General features: G+C 42.3%; 16 protein-coding genes. 10 read left to right on the top strand and 6 right to left on the bottom strand.

Going from position 1 to position 20707, the window contains the following annotated elements:
• The first annotated feature begins 81 nt into the window (after positions 1–81).
• From VL121_RS01255 to VL121_RS01235, 5 genes are all read left to right on the top strand, one after another.
• Positions 82–2205 carry a T9SS type A sorting domain-containing protein gene (locus VL121_RS01255; RefSeq protein ID WP_325401326.1) on the top strand — a complete coding sequence of 708 codons (2124 nt, stop codon included), beginning with the start codon at positions 82–84 and terminating at the stop codon, positions 2203–2205.
• 117 nt (positions 2206–2322) lie between these two features.
• On the top strand, positions 2323–3330 hold the full coding sequence (locus VL121_RS01250; RefSeq protein WP_325401324.1) for a sugar kinase: 1008 nt from the start codon (positions 2323–2325) through the stop codon (positions 3328–3330).
• A gap of 79 nt (positions 3331–3409) precedes the next feature.
• Positions 3410–4072 carry a beta/alpha barrel domain-containing protein gene (locus VL121_RS01245; RefSeq protein WP_325401322.1) on the top strand — a complete coding sequence of 221 codons (663 nt, stop codon included), beginning with the start codon at positions 3410–3412 and terminating at the stop codon, positions 4070–4072.
• Between the two features lie 63 nt (positions 4073–4135).
• The gene (gene uxaC / locus VL121_RS01240) at positions 4136–5530 is read left to right on the top strand and encodes a glucuronate isomerase (RefSeq protein ID WP_325401320.1); all 1395 of its coding nucleotides are present in this window, start codon (positions 4136–4138) and stop codon (positions 5528–5530) included.
• 24 nt (positions 5531–5554) lie between these two features.
• The gene (locus VL121_RS01235) at positions 5555–6913 is read left to right on the top strand and encodes an MFS transporter (RefSeq protein ID WP_325401318.1); all 1359 of its coding nucleotides are present in this window, start codon (positions 5555–5557) and stop codon (positions 6911–6913) included.
• 10 nt (positions 6914–6923) lie between these two features.
• Here VL121_RS01235 and VL121_RS01230 read toward each other — a convergent pair whose 3' ends face one another.
• From VL121_RS01230 to VL121_RS01220, 3 genes are all read right to left on the bottom strand, one after another.
• A complete protein-coding gene (locus tag VL121_RS01230; protein WP_325401316.1) occupies positions 6924–8657 on the bottom strand; it encodes a GMC family oxidoreductase in 1734 nt (577 codons plus the stop codon).
• A gap of 180 nt (positions 8658–8837) precedes the next feature.
• Positions 8838–9242, bottom strand: a complete 405-nt coding sequence (locus VL121_RS01225; RefSeq protein ID WP_325401314.1) for a DUF4783 domain-containing protein — start codon at positions 9240–9242, stop codon at positions 8838–8840.
• A 144-nt stretch (positions 9243–9386) separates the two neighbouring features.
• On the bottom strand, positions 9387–10598 hold the full coding sequence (locus tag VL121_RS01220) for a hypothetical protein (protein ID WP_325401312.1): 1212 nt from the start codon (positions 10596–10598) through the stop codon (positions 9387–9389).
• A 161-nt stretch (positions 10599–10759) separates the two neighbouring features.
• On the opposite strand from VL121_RS01220, the gene gpmI reads away from it, so the two are divergent.
• The 5 genes from gpmI to uvrC all read left to right on the top strand — a co-directional run bounded on the left by gpmI (position 10760) and on the right by uvrC (position 16916).
• Positions 10760–12301 (top strand): 2,3-bisphosphoglycerate-independent phosphoglycerate mutase, encoded by a 1542-nt coding sequence (gene gpmI, locus VL121_RS01215; RefSeq protein WP_325401310.1) that lies wholly within the window; start codon positions 10760–10762, stop codon positions 12299–12301.
• 92 nt (positions 12302–12393) lie between these two features.
• On the top strand, positions 12394–12969 hold the full coding sequence (locus tag VL121_RS01210) for an RNA polymerase sigma factor (protein WP_325401308.1): 576 nt from the start codon (positions 12394–12396) through the stop codon (positions 12967–12969).
• 78 nt (positions 12970–13047) lie between these two features.
• Positions 13048–14373, top strand: a complete 1326-nt coding sequence (locus VL121_RS01205; RefSeq protein ID WP_325401306.1) for a hypothetical protein — start codon at positions 13048–13050, stop codon at positions 14371–14373.
• Positions 14374–14469: 96 nt separating this feature from the next.
• On the top strand, positions 14470–15054 hold the full coding sequence (locus VL121_RS01200; protein ID WP_325401304.1) for a hypothetical protein: 585 nt from the start codon (positions 14470–14472) through the stop codon (positions 15052–15054).
• Between the two features lie 50 nt (positions 15055–15104).
• Positions 15105–16916, top strand: coding sequence for an excinuclease ABC subunit UvrC (gene uvrC / locus VL121_RS01195; RefSeq protein ID WP_325401302.1), 1812 nt, complete (start codon positions 15105–15107; stop codon positions 16914–16916).
• Positions 16917–17236: 320 nt separating this feature from the next.
• On the opposite strand, the gene porN is transcribed toward uvrC, so the two are convergent.
• The 3 genes from porN to porL form a co-directional block, all read right to left on the bottom strand.
• Entirely contained in the window at positions 17237–18286 is a 1050-nt protein-coding gene (gene porN, locus VL121_RS01190) for a type IX secretion system ring subunit PorN/GldN (RefSeq protein ID WP_325401300.1), read from the bottom strand.
• Positions 18287–18341: 55 nt separating this feature from the next.
• Positions 18342–19865 carry a type IX secretion system motor protein PorM/GldM gene (gene porM / locus VL121_RS01185; RefSeq protein WP_325401298.1) on the bottom strand — a complete coding sequence of 508 codons (1524 nt, stop codon included), beginning with the start codon at positions 19863–19865 and terminating at the stop codon, positions 18342–18344.
• Positions 19866–19941: 76 nt separating this feature from the next.
• Positions 19942–20703 (bottom strand): type IX secretion system motor protein PorL/GldL, encoded by a 762-nt coding sequence (gene porL / locus VL121_RS01180; protein ID WP_325401296.1) that lies wholly within the window; start codon positions 20701–20703, stop codon positions 19942–19944.
• Positions 20704–20707: the final 4 nt, after the last annotated feature.

The following is a 20707-nucleotide window of genomic DNA, read 5'->3' as shown; positions in this document are numbered from 1 at the left end:
AAAAATTATTAACTTTCTAATGCTAACCGTAAAATTCAATTCCTGTGCGTTGCTGATCTATCACGTAAAAAAGGAATACAAATGAAAAAACACCTGTTCACCTGCATCTTTGCAGCACCATTGCTATTGTTTGCACAGCAAACCTATGTTTGGAATGTAAGCTCCGGCTCCTGGACCAACCCGCTCAGTTGGCTGCCACAACGAAACGCGCCCCAAACAGATGACCTGCTCGAATTTTCATCTAATGCCACCGTTACTGATTTGCCTGCAGCGGAAAGTATTGGCAAACTATTGTTGCATAATAATGCCACAGTAAACTTCAGTACCACAGTTGCCAGCATTGTTACCATCGGCCACGCAACAGTAACCGCTCCGCATTTTGTGGTAGAGGCTGGAGCCGCATTAAATGTTAGCGGCCCTAATACTATCGCACTCAATATTGGGAGTGGATATGCAGGTGAGGTGAATGGCAGTATTGATTTTTTTGATGGAGCACACCGGTTAACGGCAGTTTCTGTTAGTTCACTCTTGTTTAAATCCGGAGCTACGTTTACTGCTAATACAGGGTTTGATGGAAGTCCTTTTGGAACAACGAATTTGAATTCGGTTGTATTTGAAAGTGGGGCAAGTTATGTTTTTAACGATGGTGCTACCCCTTTTGGTGTAGCCGCACCCAATGCTATTACTCAATTTACTGTAGGTAGTATTTATTTACACAAAGTTAGTTTTCCAAGACCTGCTTTTGTTGGAAGAACATATGGCCATTTGCAAATTGATGCTAACATTGATATAAAACTCGCCGGGTCCACACGAGACTGCATAATTCAAAATGATTTAAAAATAATTTCAGGCGCTTTTATATTTAACCCTAATTCTGGTTCTCACACCGGCAATTTTAATATTTATGGTAATATTATTTGTGAAGGTGCTGCGTATATTGATATAGGCAGCGACAATATGCCCGGCGCTGTACAAATGCTGGGGTTCAATCAAACTATAGGTTCAGGTGGAGGCACCGGCGCCATCTCTATTAAAAATCTCACCACTAATAATACTTCTACCCAATTAGATCGTAATGTAACGGTAACCGGTGTATTGCATCTGCAAAACGGCATCCTGCAAACATCGGCCGCCGCGTTGCTAACCCTTAACCCAACAGCCAGCCTCCAAACCTGTATGCACGATTATACAAACCTGCCCTATAGCAATATGGGCTGCAACAATGCATATATAACAGGCCCGGTTCAAAAGCTGGGATTAAGCAACGCTGATTTCGCTTTTCCTGTTGGCGTAAACGGCAAGCTGAGGCCGGCACTGCTTCGGGATGCTACAGGCGATTTCACCGTAGAATACAGCAATAGTGACCCTTATATTAATATAGGCACCGCTATGGGTGCAGGCATTCATCATATCAGTCATGTTGAATACTGGAACATTACTGGAACGGGTAGCGCGAATGTGGAACTCACCTTTTACGATCCCAATAGCGGTGGCGTAACCGATATGAACGCACTTCGGGTAGCCCGTTATACCGGCGGCCAATGGGTAGCTATGAATACCAACGGATTTTTGGGAACTGCGGGATCTAATGGTTCCGTAACCAGTGGCGCAATAAATGAATTTAGCAGCTTTACCCTTGCCGGCTCAACTGCTTATCCCAATAATCCCCTGCCCATACTATTAACGGAGTGGAGTGCATCCGGATACAGGAACGGTATAATGCTGCAATGGGCAATGCCGGATGAAGCCCGTTCAAAAGGGTATATTGCTGAAAAAAGCGCTGATGGAATACGATTTGAACCCATTGCTCCACTCATTCCCGCGATAAATATTTATCCTTTTAGCTATCAACTAACGGATAAAGCGCCTTTCTACGGCAATAATTATTATCGTTTGAAGATCATTGATACCGATGGCGGCGCTTCTTATTCAAAAACAATCACTGTTCTTTTGCCTCCTTCAACTGCTTTTATGGTATACCCTAACCCTGCCCGGGAAAAAATATTTATAAAAATACCTGCCTCAAGCAGCATTTCTACCTTAGCGGTTGTCAATATATGCGGCTCAGTTGTAAAATGGATAAATGCCAGAAACCTTACAATTGTTAGTGTGGACATTTTGAACTTATCACCGGGGTTGTATTATATTAAAAACATACCGGGGCAATCTTCACTGGTTGTTCCTTTTATCAAGTATAATCAATAATAGCCCCAAAACCAACTGCAAAAAGGCCTCCTTCCAGGAGGCTTTTTTTATTATGTGGCAAATCTTCAGCATCTCTTTTCACCGATTTGCTTTATTTTCGGCACACAGATGCCGGTTATGAATAAAAAGATTGCTTTATTTGGTGAATATTTACTCAGGCTTACTCCACCGCAGCAGCAAAAATTAGTTCAAACCCATGCACTCGAAATGCATTGGGCGGGTTCCGAGGCCAATATCGCGGTTTCCTTAGCTATTTTTGGAAGTCCATCGTTATATATTACGGCTTTACCGGATAATGAACTGGCCAGGGCCGGACTTTCCCAATTATATAAATATGGCGTTCAAACACATATTATAAGTACAGCGGATACCCGTGTAGGAACCTATTATTACGAAAGCGGGCAGGGAGCAAGACCAGGAAGAGTTATTTACGACCGGGAACATTCCGCATTCAGCTACCTTAAACCCAACCAGGTTAACTGGAGTGAAATATTTGAAACGGCAGACTGGTTTCACTGGAGCGGCATTACCCCCGCACTGAACCAGCAGCTTGCCGATACATGCCGGGAAGCACTGCAGGCTGCTCAGCAAAGCAATCTGGTGATTTCTGCAGATTTTAACTATCGCAATACCCTTTGGAAATACGGCAAACATTGCAGCCAGGTAATGCCCGAGCTGCTACAGTACTGTGATGTGATACTGGCGGATGTAGATACTGCAAAACTATATTTTGGTATTGAACCAGATGCTGACCATCTTGTTGAAAGCACTTTCACGCTTCTGAAAAAAACTTTACCCAATGTAAAACACATGGCCATGACCATGCGCAAACAGGAAAGCGCCAGCTCGAACCAGTATACCGGCTATTTATGGCATGAAGGGGAAATATATGCTTCACAACCTTACCATATGCAGCATATTGCTGAACGTATTGGGGCCGGTGACGCTTTTATGGCAGGACTCATTCATTCACTTAAAACAAAAAAAAGCTTAAACGAAGTTATTGAATTTGCTACCGCCTGTGGCGTAATTAAACATACTATTACCGGCGACTTTAATGTAGCTACGAGGCAGGAAATTGATACCGTGATACAGCAAAGCGGAAGCGGGAGAATTATCAGGTAAGTAGTTTGTGGTTTGCCGTTTATTGTTTGTCCCTGATACCTTATGCCCTACGCCTTTCACCACCTAAATTAAAATAATTATGAACTCACAGCAAATAGCATCACTGGTACAACAAACAGGGTTTATACCCCTGTTTACGCATACCGATATTACCGTATGCCGCAATGTACTCAAAGCTTCTTACGATGCAGGCGTTCGTTTATTTGAATTTACCAACCGTAATGCCAATTCCTTTGATATCTTTATTGAGCTGCGCAAATATTGCAGCGAGCAGTTGCCGGGAATGGTGCTGGGTATTGGCACCATAAAAAACGCGCAGCAGGCGGAGCAGTTTATTCATGCGGGCGCCGATTTCATGATTTCACCATTAATACTGGAAGAAATACAACAGGTTGCCACTGTACACAAAAAATTATGGATACCGGGCTGTGCCACCGCTTCAGAAATCGGGTTGGCCGAATACTGGGGAATAGATACCGTAAAAATATTTCCGGCCAGGCAATTAGGTGGCCCGGGTTTTATTAAAGCGGTAAAAGCCGTTTTCCCTAATATGCGGCTCGTAGCCACAGGAGGTGTTGAACCCACCGGGGAAGATATCAGCAACTGGTTTAAAGGGGGCGTTGCCGCTGTGGGTATAGGATCGCAGCTTTTTCCGGCAGCATGGCTGGCCAATGGCGAATATGCACTGGTAACCGGCCATATCAAAAAGATCATTCAATATATTGATAAGGAAAAAACATAAATCCAGGGCTAACCGCCGAAAATACCATTCCGTCCATTTTTGCATCTGTTTTAATACGCCATTATGAAGCCTTTTCTTAACGAAGATTTTTTGCTGCAAAGCCCCACGGCACAGCAGCTCTATCACGAGTATGCCGCTGCAATGCCCATTATTGATTACCACAATCATTTACCACCCGCCGAAATAGCAGCCAACAAACAATTTAAAAACATTACCGAAATATGGTTAAAGGGCGACCATTATAAGTGGCGTGCCATGCGCAGCAACGGCGTTGATGAAAACAACATTACAGGTAATGCCGATGACTACACTAAGTTTAAAGTATGGGCCGCCACAGTACCTTACACCATGCGCAACCCCCTGTATCACTGGACGCATCTTGAATTGCGCAATCCTTTCGGCATCACAACACTATTAAATGAATCATCTGCAGAGCAGATATACCACCAGTGCAATGAAAAACTGGCAGACTTACCGGTTCATGCGCTGCTTAACTATTTTTCTGTAGAAACTCTTTGCACCACAGATGATCCCTGCGATGATCTGCGCTACCATTTGCAAATAAAGCAAAGCGGGGTGAAGGTTAAAGTGCTGCCTGCGTTCCGGCCGGATAAGGCCATGGCCGTAGAAGACCCCAAAACATACAATAGCTATATTGATACATTAGCCGCTGCTGCAAACGTTACCATCGGCAGTTACCGGCACTTGCTGGACGCGTTAAAAAAACGGCACAACTTTTTTCATGATGCCGGCTGCCGTATTTCCGATCATGGGCTTGAAACCATGTATGCAGATGATTTTACCCTTGCGCAACTGGAGGATAGTTTTAGCAGGATACGGAGTGGCAAAACACCCGAAGCGCATGAAGTGCATCGTTTCAAATCGGCCACACTTCATTTTATATGCCAGTGGAACGCGGAAAAACAATGGACGCAACAGTTTCATATCGGCGCTTTACGCAATAACAACACCAGGCTGTTGCAACGCATAGGCGCGGATGCAGGGGTGGATTCCATAGGCGACTGGAGTATAGCGCAACCCATGTCGGCCTTTTTTAACCGGTTAGATAAAGAAAACAAGCTGGCTAAAACCATTATCTATAATAATAACCCTGCTCACAACGCCATATACGCCACTATGATTGGCAATTTCCAGGATGGTATAACGCCGGGCAAACTACAATTTGGGGCAGGCTGGTGGTTCCTTGATCAGAAAGACGGGATGGAAGAACAAATGAATGTACTCAGCAATATGGGCTTACTCAGCCGGTTTATAGGTATGACAACGGATTCGCGCAGCTTTCTTTCGTGGCCGCGCCACGAATATTTTCGCCGCATTCTTTGTAACCTTATAGGCAATGATGTAGAAAACGGCCTGCTGCCCCATGATATAGCCTGGCTGGGGAAAATGGTACAAAACATTAGTTATTACAACGCAAAGCAATATTTTAATTTATAGTGTAACGATCGCAAAACCATATACATGACACAACCACTACCCAACCTGGAACAAACTGTACATGATGCATCCAATCCTAAAGGTGCAGGCAGGTACCGCTGGCGCATAGTAGCACTGCTGTTTTTTGCTACTACTGTAAATTATATTGACAGGCAGGTACTGTCATTCGTAATCGCAGATGATGTATTTAAACGCCAGATGCTTGGACTGCAGGCAGGAAGCCTGTTTACGCAGCAAAATAATGAAGATTACAATATCATCGTAAGTATGATTGATGCGGCTTTCAAGATTGCTTATGCCGTTGGATTTTTGATTATGGGATGGCTCATTGACCGGATAGGCACCAAAAAAGGATATTCACTGGGCATTCTCGTTTGGAGCATCGCAGGACTGGTAACGGGATTGGTGCATACAGTAATGGGCGTAAAGATTGTAAGATTTGTGTTAGGACTGGGTGAATCAGCTAACTTCCCATCGGCTATTAAAACTGTTGCAGAATGGTTTCCTAAAAAAGAACGGTCACATGCCTCAGGCTTGTTTAATGCGGGAACAAACGTGGGTATCATCATTACGGCACTAACGGTTCCTTTCATTATCCATCACTGGGGCTGGCGAACGGCTTTTATTATAACCGGCTTGCTGGGTTTTATTCTGCTCATCGTATGGCGTTATACCTATACCAGACCAGAAGAAAACAAGAAACTTTCTGCACGGGAACTCAGCTATATTAACAGTGATAATGAACCTGTTACAACCAAAAAAATTCCGTGGAGACAATTACTGGGTTACCGGCAAACATGGGTGTTTATAACCGGAAAATTCCTGGCAGACCCTATCTGGTGGTTTTATCTTACCTGGTTACCTAAATATTTCGTAGACAATACCGGGGGCAACCACGAGTTCAGCATCAGCACATTAGGTATTCCTTTCCTGATCATTTATTCTGTTTCCGATGTGGGAAGCATTTTCTTCGGCTGGCTGGCCAGTCGTTTTATGCACAGGGGCTGGTCGGAGAATAAAGCCCGCAAAACCACTATGCTTATCTGCGCTTTATGCGTACTTCCTATAGCATTGGCCGCGCAAACCCATAGTACGTACTTAGTAATAGCTTTAATAGCGCTGGCAACCGCCGCGCACCAGGGATGGTCGGCTAATATGTACGCCATTGCAGGTAACCTGTTTCCCAAAAATGTAGTGGCTTCGGTAACCGGCATAGGAGGAATGGCAGGGGCCATTGGTGGCGTAATTCTTGCTTTTGTTACCGGTTACCTGATCAATTGGTTTGGATACGCTTCCATGTTTATTATAGCCAGCAGCGCCTATGTTTTTGCGCTGCTTATTATTCACCTTATTCTGCCCAAATTGAAACCGGTTGATTTCTAACAGCTATACATTACAGGTTCCCTTTCTTCAATTCACTAACCGCCCGGTGCACCGCACGGGCGGTTAGTGCCATATACAATATGGAGGGACTTTGATTGCCCGTGCTTGTCATGCAGGCGCCGTCTGTTACAAAAACGTTTTTACAGGCATGTAGCTGGTTCCATTTATTCAGCAAAGATGTTTTGGGATCATTGCCCATCCTGCAACCGCCCATTTCATGAATATCTAAACCTGGCGCCTGTTTCGTGTCATTTTGCCGGATATTTCTTACGCCGGCTTGCTCCAGCATGGCTGTACTCTCCGTTAAAAAATCCTTTATCATGTTTTCATCATTATTATCGTACCCCACCGAAGTAACAAGCAGGGGTATACCCCACTGATCCTTTTGTTCTGTACTTAAACGCACATGATTCTTTTCTTTAGGAATAGTTTCGCCCTGCATATACATATACACTTTCCATCCGCCGGGTTCCGTAAGCGCGGCTTTGTATGCCGCGCCAATGGTTTCTTTCGTTAAGCTTTCGTCAACCCTTATACGGTAAGACCCCATAAATGTGGTAAAGCCGCCTACATAATCCGTATCCTGTTTGTGCAGGTTTCTGTAGTTGGCCAGTATCGGTTCTGTGGGATTGCGTCCGTAATAATACTGATCTTCAAATCCTTCCATTTCGCCATTTACAGAAGCGCGGTAGTTATGAAAACATACATACTTACCCAGCAAGCCATTATCATTGCCCAGCCCATTGGGAAACCGGGTGGAAGTAGAGTTCAATAAAATGAGGTTACTGTTTAAAGCGGAAGCATTTACAAAAATAATTTTGGCAAAATAATCTGTTGCCTGCATGGTATACGCATTAATTACACGTACCCCTTTGGCATTTTGCATTTGCGCGTCATAAATGATGGAATGCACTACCGAATCGGGTTGTATAGTAAGCTTACCTGTTTTTTGCGCCCAGGGCAAGGTAGAAGATACCGAACTGAAATATCCGCCAAACGGGCAACCCCGCATACATAAATTGCGGGCCTGGCATTTGCCCCTCCCCTGCTGCAAATGCACTTCCCGCGGCTCGGTGAGCTGCGCCCACCGGGCCTGCACTAAAAACCGGTCTTTATAATTTCCTTTTATCTTTTGCTGAATATGCCGCTCCACGCAATTCAAATCAAAAGGAGGAAGAAACTCGCCATCCGGCATGGCTTCTATACCATCTTTGTTACCGCAAACACCGGCAAATTTTTCAACATGTGTGTACCAGGGCGCAATATCCTCATACCCAATCGGCCATTGTATACCATAGCCATACCGCTCAGGGGCTGTAAACTCAAACTGGCTCCAGCGCTGGCAGGCCCTTCCCCAGGTAAGGGATTTGCCTCCTACCTGGTAACCGCGTATCCAGTCAAACGGCTTTTCCTGCACATAGGGATGATCTTTATCCTTAATAAAAAAATGAGCTGTTTCTTCGCTGAAGCCGGCAGCTTTGCTGATCAGAGGATTTTCTTTCAGGTATGCCTTTGTCATATCGCCCCGGTGCTGAAACTCCCAGGGGTCTTTAAAAGCAGTAGGATAATCTTTTATATGCTCAATATTCCTTCCCCGTTCTACAACCAATGTTCTCAGTCCCTGTTCACACAGTTCTTTTGCCGCCCAGCCTCCACTAATACCGGAGCCAATAACAATGGCGTCATAGGTATGGGCTTTTGCACCTCCTGCATTAATATGTATAGCTGAGGAATCCTGTGGCATAACGGTAATGATTGGCTTTTAAATAAAATTCATGTCAAATATAGCAGCTATTCAAAATTAAAATAACCCAAACGGTTACTAACAGGAAATTTTACCCGGCAACGAAAGCTTAACAAAAGGGGAATAAATAAAAACGGCAATAAGCGGAACGCCTGGTATTGGTATTACCGGGATTACGGGTTAGTTTTCTTCAAACCTTATTTCCTGGAGTACTTGTTTCCGGGAACGGGTTTTCATAAAAATAGTAGTTCTGAATGCCGCGTATTTTGTTTGCAGGTTACCTATGCAAAACTCGGAACCGCTATTGGATCCTTTGTGTACAATACGAAACGCTTTAACGCCGTAAGAATGGAAAAAATCTTTTAGTATTATTTCAGCCTGGCTGCGGCTGTACGTATTGCTTTTGTCGTGAAGGGTAATTTCCACTACCTTATCAAAATAATTGGACAACTGATTAACATTACCGGTATTCATTGCCGTAACTACATCCTCTATGGAATAGGGATAACCGGAATTGGAGTAATTGAAGGCAAAACCTCCTACCATCAAAACAGATAAAAGTATCTTAATAACATAGTTCTTCATGGCAAAAAATACTGTTAAACATACTCCAAAAATGTGCCAGATTGGATATTGAGCTTAAGACTAAATAATAAATATGAATAAATATATTATAAAACAAGCTAATATCATTATAAAATATTTTAATACAGCCTGTATTAAAGCCTGTTAGCGATCATATGTATCCAGCACATATAAAATATAAGGACGGATATTTGCAGTGCGATTATCTACGGCTTTGTCAAAAAAATAGATTTCGTATTCATTTTTCCATATCCCGGCATCATGTCTTTGAGCAAATGCACTTTTATTAAAAGTAAGATAGGAATAATAACCAATAGCAAATGCACCAAGAAATATATAAACGAGCTTCCACGAAAAAAAACCAAAACGGAGATATGGCTTCACGGGTATTGGGGCATACAATACAACCGTAATTAACGGGGGTATAACCGGAACCCAGAACCGGGCATCATATGTTGGCCAATTAAAAACTATGATGATATAACCCAGTAAATAAATAATGATGACAATGGGAATATCCTTCCTTTTTTTTATAAGCAATTGAATAAAATAAACCAGCGAAAAAAACCCTGCAATCATAAAAAGTGCTTCTTTTATGCCTGCGCTTACAAAATTAATTTTGAATTGCGAAGTATTTATAAATACTTCTGCCAGGTCGGCAAGATGCCACCGGATATTGGTAATCCAAAATCCGGCGGGATTAGTTTCGAAAAAAGAAAGCATCAAATTAACATAATCATTGATACGGAAAAAGGTTGAGCATAAAACAACAAGGATCAGAAATAAAGTGGTGGCAAGTAATAATATTCTCAAAGCCGGCGCTTTCCCACTGTCTGTATTTTTCTTTTGAAGAATGAGTGTCAGCACCATTGAAAAAATAAGAAGCACACCAATGGTCCTGGTCATTATCGCTAAAAAAGAAAAAATCAATATCCCTGCCAGGTAGCTTATCTTTTTCTTACCCATGTATGCTGTAAAAAAAAATAAAGTTCCTGTTGAAAAAAACATATACTGAATGTCAGACAAAGGAGTAATTGCGCTTTTAACAATTGCCCAGTTTAAGAGGGTCAATGCAACAAGATGCCAGGCTTTTACCCTGTTTCGAAAAATACTGTTCACAAAATATAAGCTTCCGGCCAGATATAGATAGTTTGCCAGCACAATATAAAAAGACTTACATAATCCGAGTTTTGAAAGCAATAACAGAAATACCGGGTAGCCATACGGAAGGCGATTCCCCATTTCCATAACAGGGTGTTTCCCGGTCTCAAGCCATTCTTTTAATTGAATATAACGCAGTACGTCATTGCCTAACCGAAAAGGGGTAAAGCTGTTAACCATATAGGCTACAGACAAAATAAGCAGTATAAAGGCAGGGGTGTTAAGGAAATTAAATTTGTTACAAAGCGGATTATTTGTCATTTACCATGTCTGTAAACTTATCAATAAACAATATTAGTGAATAAAGTCAATAAAAGGATAAATCAAAAAGTAGTCAAATAGCGTAATTTTGCGCTATGAAACGCAAAAAAGTAATACTGATCATTATGGATGGCTGGGGCCTGGGTAAAGTAAAATCCAGCGATGCCATTCAAAACGCCAAAACACCTTTTGTTAGTTCGCTTTACAACAAATACCCTAATACTACCCTTGTTACCTGTGGCGAAGCGGTTGGCTTACCCGATGGACAAATGGGTAACAGTGAAGTGGGCCATTTAAACCTGGGCGCAGGAAGGATTGTATACCAGGAACTGCAGCGCATTAATGTAGCCATCAAATCAGGAGAACTCAGGAACAATAAAGCTTTATTGAATGCTATACACTACGCTAAAGCACAAAAAAAATCACTGCACCTGTTAGGACTGGTAAGCGATGGAGGCGTTCATTCACACATCAATCACCTCAAAGCCATTGCAGGCATATGCCAGGAAGAAAAGCTTGATGATGTTTTTGTTCACGCATTCACCGATGGCCGCGACACCGACCCTAAAAGTGGGCTCGGCTTTATTAAAGACCTCCAGCAACATCTTGCGCAAACAACCGGCGAAATAGCCACCGTTACAGGACGCTATTACGCGATGGACAGGGACAAACGCTGGGAAAGAGTAAAAATAGCCTATGATGCCCTTGTAAACGGCGTGGGAGAACAAACCGATAATATTGTTCAGTCTATTGAAGCATCTTATACGGCAAATATTACCGATGAATTTATAAAGCCCATTATTAAAAGGCAACGGGTTGCCGGAAGAGGACAAATTAAGCCGGGAGACGCAGTGCTGTGCTTTAATTTCCGGACCGACCGTTGCAGGGAAATTACCGAAGTGCTTACCCAGACCAATATGCCGGAGTATACTATGCATACCCTTGCCCTGGAGTATACGACCATGACGGAATACGACAAAACCTATAAAAATGTACACGTTATATTTCAGAACGATAACCTTACCCACACTTTGGGAGAAATAATAGCCGCTAACGGACTAAAGCAAATCAGGATTGCAGAAACGGAAAAATATCCCCACGTAACCTTCTTTTTCAGCGGTGGCCGCGAAACCCCTTTTGAAGGAGAAAAAAGGATCATGGCTCCCTCACCAAAAGTAGCCACCTATGATCTGAAGCCCGAAATGAGCGCATACGAACTCACCGCCTCCCTGCTCCCGGAAATACAAAATGAAACGGCTGATTTTATTTGTCTCAACTTCGCCAATGCGGATATGGTAGGTCATACCGGGGTTTGGCAAGCCGTAATTAAAGCCGTGGAAACAGTAGATAGCTGTGTGGAAAAAATAGTAACCGCAGGACTGGAACATGGATATACCATATTTCTTACGGCAGATCATGGCAACGCCGATTATATTATTAATAAAGACGGAACACCGAACACCGCGCATACATTAAACCTTGTTCCCTTCTTTATTATAGATAAGAACTGGAAAGGGAAAATCAATGCCGGTAAGCTGGGCGATCTGGCTCCATCTATTTTACAAATGATGGGACTGAAAATTCCGGCTCAAATGACAGGCAAAGTACTCATGGAGCAACCACTGCCTGCCCCATAAAAAAGAGGCTATCAAAAATCAAATTTTTTCTACCCCGGGCAGCACATCGTATCAGAAAATTGTCTAACTTACGTGGAATCAATATTGATTTCATGACTGAAGAGGCAATGCTCAAAGGCTGTTTACGGAACCAAACAACAGCACAGCAGGAATTATACTACCGGTATAGTCCTAAGATGCTGTCTGTTTGTTATCGGTACGCTAAAAGCCGGGAGGATGCGGAAGATATGTTGCAGGAAGGCTTTATTAAGATTTTTGGACAGTTAACACAATTTCAAAGCAGGGGCGCATTAGAAGGATGGATCAGGAAAATTATTGTTCATACCTGTATCAACAATCTGAAAAAGAACAAAAAGTTTACGGAAAGTGTAGATCTTATACATGCATCGGGTGTACATATCCGTGAGGAAAGCGTTCCGTCTATTGTACAGGCAAAACAGGTGGTGGAATGTATCAGAATGCTGCCCATCGGCTATCGTACTGTACTGAACCTTTACGCGGTGGAAGGATATTCGCACCGTGAAATTGCCATGATGCTTGATATTGAAGAAAGCACCAGCCGATCACAATATACAAGAGCAAAAGCAATGCTGGAAGATATACTCGTAAAAAAACATATTTTACCACAGTATGCTTCAAAGTTAGAGCTGGTGGCTGTAAACCCGTAATAAGAAAAGAAAAGAAAATAAAGTAAATTATATAAACCAAAGCTGCTAACCTGTTACTGATATACCAAGGGACTGACTATGGAGAGAAATATTCATATAGATGAGTTTGATGAATTCCTGAAGGAGAAGGCTGATCAATACAAAATGTATCCATCTGATAAAGTATGGAACAATATTCAGCGGTCTGTTCATCCCAGGAAAAAATGGCCGTACATTTCATTAACATTATTGCTACTGCTTGGCACTGCCGTGTTTATTGACTATCATACACACAATTTTGCTCCTGCCCATAAGTTGCTTACTTTTAATAACGATCATTTTAAATCCGCTGGCCGGTCCATCGCTCCGGGTACAGCGTTAAATAAATCCGGGTCTGCATCTGTTATTCCTTCAGTTATAAACGATGCCGGTAAAGCTGTTGATCAGCCACTATCCACGCGAACACCTTTTTCTAAAAAACTAATCCAGCCGGTAAACCCGTCACTCTACCCCGGCGATGATGGCGATAACAGCTATGCAGACAACGGAGGTCGGGAAATAGAAGGTTCTGAAACGCTACCAGATCATATAAACACAGCAATGGCAAAGCCAAAGTTTGACAAAACAGCCGATGAAAATGATGAGGAAGGAAAGATTAAGAAAGTGTTATGGGGTGGTGAAGTATTCAAAAAATCAAAGTTTGAATGGCAACTGTTCTTCTCTCCTACCGTAAGCTACAGAAAACTTACCAGTGACATTACTGAAGTCACAGATGTGTTTAAAGGCGTGCCCTACAGTACCACCCAAAAAAGCACTTCAGTAAATAACTTAGTTACGCATAAACCCGCAATCGGCGCAGAAGTTGGAGCTAACGTTATTTATAAATTAACTGATAATTTTTTATTAAGGGCCGGTTTGCAATTGAACTACTCCAGGTACCAGCTCAGGGCTTATGCTTCCAAGCCTGAACAAACCACGCTTGCAGTTGTTTCCAATCCTTTGGGAACAGACTCTATAAATGTTATCTCTACTTTACAGAATTTCAGCGGCAGCGGATCATCCTGGTACAACAATGAATATTTCCAGGTGTCTTTGCCGGTTGGTTTTGAGTGGGGAGTACTGGGCAACTCAACCTTAAAATGGAATATCGCTGCCAGCGCTCAGCCTGTATATAATTTCGCCAACAACATTTATCTGCTTTCCACCGATTTCAAACGGTATGGTCAGGATCCTTCACTTATACGGAAATGGAATATTAATGCAGGTGTAGAAACCTATGTATCGTATAATATGGGATCATTTAAATGGCAGGCCGGACCGCAACTGAGGTATCAGCTTATATCAAGCTACAAAAGTGAATACCCCGTTAAAGAATACTTAGTTGATTTTGGATTCAAAATCGGCGTAACAAAAACGATAAGATAAGCCCCCACATCTTTATACAATACAAGACTATCCTGTATCGTTAATACGATATTTCCTTCCCTTCTATTCAATCATTTGTTTTACTACTTTTAGCAAATGAAAAAACAACTGTTCCTTTTTCTGATCTTATTACCCTGCTGGCTTTACAGTTGCAGGAATAACACCCCCGCGTCATCCGGTACACACGAAGATACTACCGCCAAAGCATTTTATCCTATCGGCAGCTTTATAAACAGCCAGCTTATGTACATTGATTCCATGCCCCTGGCCGTTTTAAAATATACAACCATAAATCATGTTACAGACACTTCCGTAGTAGAAAAAAAAGACTTTAAAGCTATTGCCGCAACATTTATAACGCCGGATATAGGCTCACCCGAACTGAAACCTCAATATGACGAAACATCTTTTATTGATGCCACACTCGGAACAATGACACTGACCTATATAGCCAAAAACGAAACAGCAGTGATCCGGAAAGCGGATATTTTACTGAAACAGGAGAATACAGGTGTAAAAAATATCTATATCGAAAAAATGATACCGGGCACGGACAGCACTATAACAAAAAAAATGTTATGGACCGCTAACCGTAACTGCCAGGTTACTACACTGGTACAAAAAAAAGACCAGTCTGAAGTGGTCATTCTTGAACGGTATGTATGGGATGACAGGGATTAGCCGTAAACCGCTTTCATTAATAATTCAACTAATTTTGCATTTGAATTATTATGACTACAGCATCCTTTCAGCAAATTGTGCATACTATACCCACGCAGCCGGGCATTTACAAATACTACAATGAAGAACATGAATTGCTGTATGTAGGTAAAGCTAAAAATCTAAAAAAAAGAATCAGTTCCTATTTCAATAAAAATCTTGCCAGCTATAAAACTCATGAGCTGGTGCAACGGATACATGTAATAGAATTTACTATTGTAGATTCGGAGCAGGATGCTTTTTTGCTGGAAAACAGCCTTATCAAGCAGTTTCGTCCCAAATATAATATCCAGCTAAAGGACGATAAAAGCTTTCCTTACATTGTTATAAAGAACGAGCATTTTCCACGTGTTTTTCTTACGCGCAGAAAGATCAATGACGGATCGGAATACCTGGGGCCTTATACTTCTGTAGGAAAAGTGAGAGAGTTGCTGGAGTTTATCAGGCAAAATATACCCTTGCGTAACTGCAAACTCAATCTTACCCCGCAAAATATACAAAAGAAAAAATTTAAGGTTTGCCTTGAATATCACTTAGGCAACTGTAAAGGCCCGTGTGAAGGATTGCAAACAGCGGAAGACTACCGGGAAGGGTTATTGCAGATAAAGAACCTGCTGAAAGGTAATTTATCGCCGGTGATACATAAGTTCAGCGAAGAAATGAAGGTGCATTCGGAAAAGATGGAATTTGAAAAGGCTGAAATGATAAGAAAAAAGATTGAGCATTTGCAGCAATACCAGTCAAAATCAACCATAGTGAACAATAAGCTGGGTACTATGGATGTGTTTTCTATTTTAGAAGAAGGAAAAATAGCTTATGTAAACTACCTGATGGTGGAAAATGGTACCATCATACAAACCAAAACAATTACACTTGAAAAGAAATTAGATGAAACGGCTACAGACGTGCTGGAATTTGCGATTGCCGAACTAAGAGATACATTTAACAGCAATGCCCCGGAATTGATTGTACCCTTCCCCATACATTATCCCCAGGAGGGCGTTACCATTACAGTACCAAAAGCAGGAGACAAGAAAAAGTTGCTGGATCTCTCACAAAAAAATGTGAACTACTTCCAGGAAGAGTTAAAGAAAAGAAAGATGCTTCAACTGGATGGAAAAACAGATGCAGAGAAGAAGGAAGTGCTTTACCAATTACAAAAGGATCTCCTTTTACCGGAATTACCGGAACATATTGAATGTTTTGATAACTCCAATTTCCAGGGAAGCTTCCCGGTTTCGGCAATGGTTTGTTTTAAAATGGGTATTCCCAGTAAGCAAGACTACCGCCATTTTAATGTAAAAACAGTTGAAGGCATTAATGATTTTGCCACGATGAAAGAAGCGGTTCACAGGCGGTATAAAAGACTGGTTGCCGAAGAACAGGCATTCCCCCAATTAGTGATTATAGATGGTGGCAAGGGCCAGCTAAGCGCTGCCTTTGAAGCCATTAACGATTTGAACCTGAATGGGAAAATGACGGTGATAGGGCTGGCTAAAAATGAAGAAGAAGTATTTTTTAGCGGCGACAAACAATCGGTAAAATTGGATTGGGGAAGTGACAGCTTAAAGTTGCTGAGGCAGATCAGGGATGAAGTGCACCGCTTTGGCATTACCTTCCATCGTAAAAAACGGAGCCAGGGAACTTTTAAAAATGAACTGGAGATGATACCCGGCATTGGCAAAGCAACCACAGACCTGCTGCTGAAAACATTCAGATCAGTTAAAAATATAGAACATGCGGCTCCGGAGAAACTAATCCCCCTTATCGGTAATACTAAAACACAGCTTATCTGTGATCATTTCAAAAAAAAGGGGAAATAGACCTGCTATATATTTAAAATAAAAAGGGGCCAGGATAGATATCCAGCCCCGTTTTTAAAATCCAATATCCTATGAAAAACCGAGGTAAAGATACTGTAGCAGGTTCATACTGCAATACCCAAATATGGGTATTTTTATCAGCTTCGGATTAACCATATTGTTACCTAACCGCCCGCTTTGCGTTATACCGTTTTGAACATGCGGTCTAACGCTCCGTTGTTGCGTACCGACCGCATCCGGAACTTCGTTCCGCAAAGCATAAAACGCAAAAAAGGATTGCCGTTTGGCAATCCCCTTTTCAAGTATATATGTTTTACGTGTTAATACGACCAAAGATCCTGCTCGTAATTAAAAATGGTGGTTTTAATATTTTCTCCCTCCAGCAAACGAAGCACATCGTCTTTTACATATAATTTTAAATATTGGTCATAGGGGTTATCAAGCGTAGACTTAACAATATAACTTCCAAAGAAACGGCTTTCAAACAGCTCTTCCCAGCTCATACGCGCTCCGTAGTTTTTACCATTATACACTTCATATTTGGCAAGTGCAGGCCGCATATCCGGATAGTATACCCAAAATATGGGGGCAGAACCAATTTCCTGCCCGGTAACTTTATCAAAGTAGGTTTTTACCGGGGCAACGCCCAGTATCCTCACGTACATCCTGGAAGACTCTTTATCAAATACCCATTCTTCTTTAATCCTGAATTTGGTAATATCATCCATATTGAACTCTTCGCATACCACAGATTGCTTCATAATGCCTTTCGATAAAGTGGGATCTTTTTCCATATCAGGCACCATTATGGTATCGCAGGAACCTGCCAGCTTTGAGCCAATCTGGCTCAATGTCATGGGCGTAGTAAAGCGGTCATCTATAGACGCGTCAAAAGCCGTGACCTCGCCACTTTTAATGGTATTGAGTAAAATAGCAATAAAACGCTGGTTACCGTTATCATCATCCGCTTTATAACGGAAGGGAAGGTTCACCTTTTCACGAATATCAATTTCCCTCCACACTTTTTCCCTGTAAATGGCATCGTCTTCGCGAATATTCTCATAGGCCAATGGCGTACGGTCCTTTACAAGGTTCATCTCAATTGCATTGTCATTGCGAAGCGATTTTCTTATGGTATCCATCTTTAAAGGATCCTGCTTTGGCGGCGCCTTTACAATCATGGTGTCCTGCTTGGCAACACCAAGATTGGCATCGGCAACATTGGCCTGCGTTTTCTTGGCTGTTGTTTTTTTAGCAGGCGCGGTTGTCTTCCGCGTGGTTTTTTTCCGCGTGGTTTGCGCATCAGCGGCATTTACCACCATTCCAAAAGCCACTGCCAGCAAAGCGTATTTCGCAAATTTCCATTTCATGGTCAAAAGTGTTAATAACTAAAACAAATGATAAAACTTTATATAAACAGGCGTATTACCTCAATATAAACGATAATGGTTTTAAAGTGATCGTTCTTCCGTCCGGCCCCCTGGCTTTAATATTATCAATATAAACGCCTCTTCCCGGTTTCAGATTGTTTACCAATGAAGCCGCGCTTCCACCCCAGCGTGCGCCGTTATTGGCAACCGGGTTATAATCTGCACTGCTTAAATCAGCGATCGTATAGCTAACTACTTCATACAAAGCTTCAAATTCAGAGTTTTGCAGCATGGCTCTTACGCCGCCCATTGCTTTAAACTGCGCGGTAGATACCTGCCCGCCTTCAAAAGTACCTACCATACCTGTAGCAGGAGGAAGATATTTTACGCGGAAAGCCACCTTACCTACGGATTTACCATCCACCATCACATTTACATCCGCTGTGCCGGGTTCTTTAGGCTTAGCAATATACTTGCTTCCGCCGGCTTTTGAAACACTCCCATTATTGATAGAAGCATTTACTTTTTCGCTACCCGCGCCGGCAGTAATGGTTAAGGGGTTATCTACACCAACATACAATACATTCATTTTATCGGCCATTACGGCTACGCCTGAAGGCTGACCCACCGTATAATCAAATGTTTTACTGATGGTTTTCTCTTCACCCGTAGACGGATCGGGATATTTAACATCTATCTTCAGGCTATGACCACCGGATCCGCCGGCAGGCATTTTAATGTCTGCCACACCGTTATCACCCACTGTTACCGGGTTGCCATTAATAAACACTTTAGGTTTAACGCTGGCATTAAATGCGCCTAACCCGGCTTTAATTTCCAATTGCTCTCCCGGCATCAGGTAGGTAGCATTAGCGCCGATCATGGGCTCAAACTTGTCGAAAATAACTTTTACATCGCCAATTTTCTTGAAACAGAAAGAAGCCACTTTATTCTCGGTATTTTTAACATCGTTCTGAAATTTACTAAGAATGGTAAGCGCCGCTATAGTTGGCGTCATGTGAAAATATGCGGCCGACCAGTCCTGGTTGGTATTACCCGCCTGGGAAACCGGCTTTTCCGTATTCACAGGCAAGCTATGGTCAAACTCTTTTGCAATTTCGGGATCAATAGCAAGAATATCTTTTTTATACTGTTCCAGTGCCAAACGGAGTTCTTCTCCTTTTCCTTCGGTACCCATTATGCGGGTAGCGGCATCAAGATTATCAATTTTAAAGGTGGTATCGCCCTTTTCAGGATTATACCCGCTTCCTCTTTTTAAACCGTCTTTTAAATTATCAATATAAACAGTCAGCTTTGCAGAAAGCTCTTTTACCTGGTCTGCCTTAGGTTTCCAGATGGCCGCTTTTTCACGGGTTTTGGGATCTTCCAGGCTGGCTGCAAATCCATCATAAATTTCTGATGTGGCTGAAGACAGCGTGCTGTTGGATTTTACCAGGCTGCTGTCAATCGTTTTAAAGGCATTAATGATTTCGGCAGATACATTTAGTGCCAGCATTGCTGTAAGCACCAAATACATCATGTTAATCATTTTTTGCCGTGGCTCTTTAGGTAGTGACATGATTTTTCAGGATTTAATGTATACGAATCTAGGGTTAATAAGCAATGGATTGAATATTCAATCCATCCGTTTAAAATTATCTGCCCTGCATTGCAGACAGCATATTACCATACACATTATTCAAACTACCTAAATTTTTAGCCAGTAAGCCAATTTGTTCCTGCGTTTTCTTAGCATCTTCTACGCTACCCTGCATGGTTTGTGAAGCCTGCACCAGGTTGCTGTAAAAGCCATTCATTGCTTTTAAATGGTTATTGGTATCCTGTAATTCCAATTCGTAAATCGTATTTAGAGAAGATAAATTTTTAGTAAGCGTTTGTACCTGGTCGTGAAATTGCTTGGTTGACTCAGAGGCTTCACCAAAGGTTTTAGCTGTGCTGGCCGCGCCAAGGTAAGCATCCCTAACCGTGTCTAACGCCTGGGCCGCGGCTTTTGTTTTAGCGGTATATTCACCGGTAACTGCGGTAATATCGGCTATGTCAGACATTTTTTCAACTGTTAATCCAAACTTGCTGAAATTATCGCCTAAGCGTTTCAGGTTGGCAGGGTTAATAGCCGCATCCTGCAACATTTTGTCCATAGATGCGAGGGCCGGGTTTCCTCCGCTAACAGCGCCGCCTTTAAAGGCTTCTGCTATTTCTTTCATTTCTCCACCGGGAGGCGGTAAAAACGCGTAGGCTAAAAATATTGCCGCTTCTGTTAAAAGCCCAACAGTAAGCATAACATCGGCAAAGGGTTTGTGAAGAATTTTGGCCCATGCGCCAAAAATTACTACTGCTGCGCCAACACACACTAAAACGTTAACGAGTCTTTCGGTGGATCTGTTTGTGCCTGCCATAAAA

It is taken from the genome of Agriterribacter sp. (assembly GCF_035497235.1).
Taxonomy (GTDB): Bacteria; Bacteroidota; Bacteroidia; order Chitinophagales; family Chitinophagaceae; genus Agriterribacter.
The sequence above is the reverse complement of the archived record's forward strand: the minus strand, read 5'-3'. Positions and strand labels throughout refer to the sequence as shown.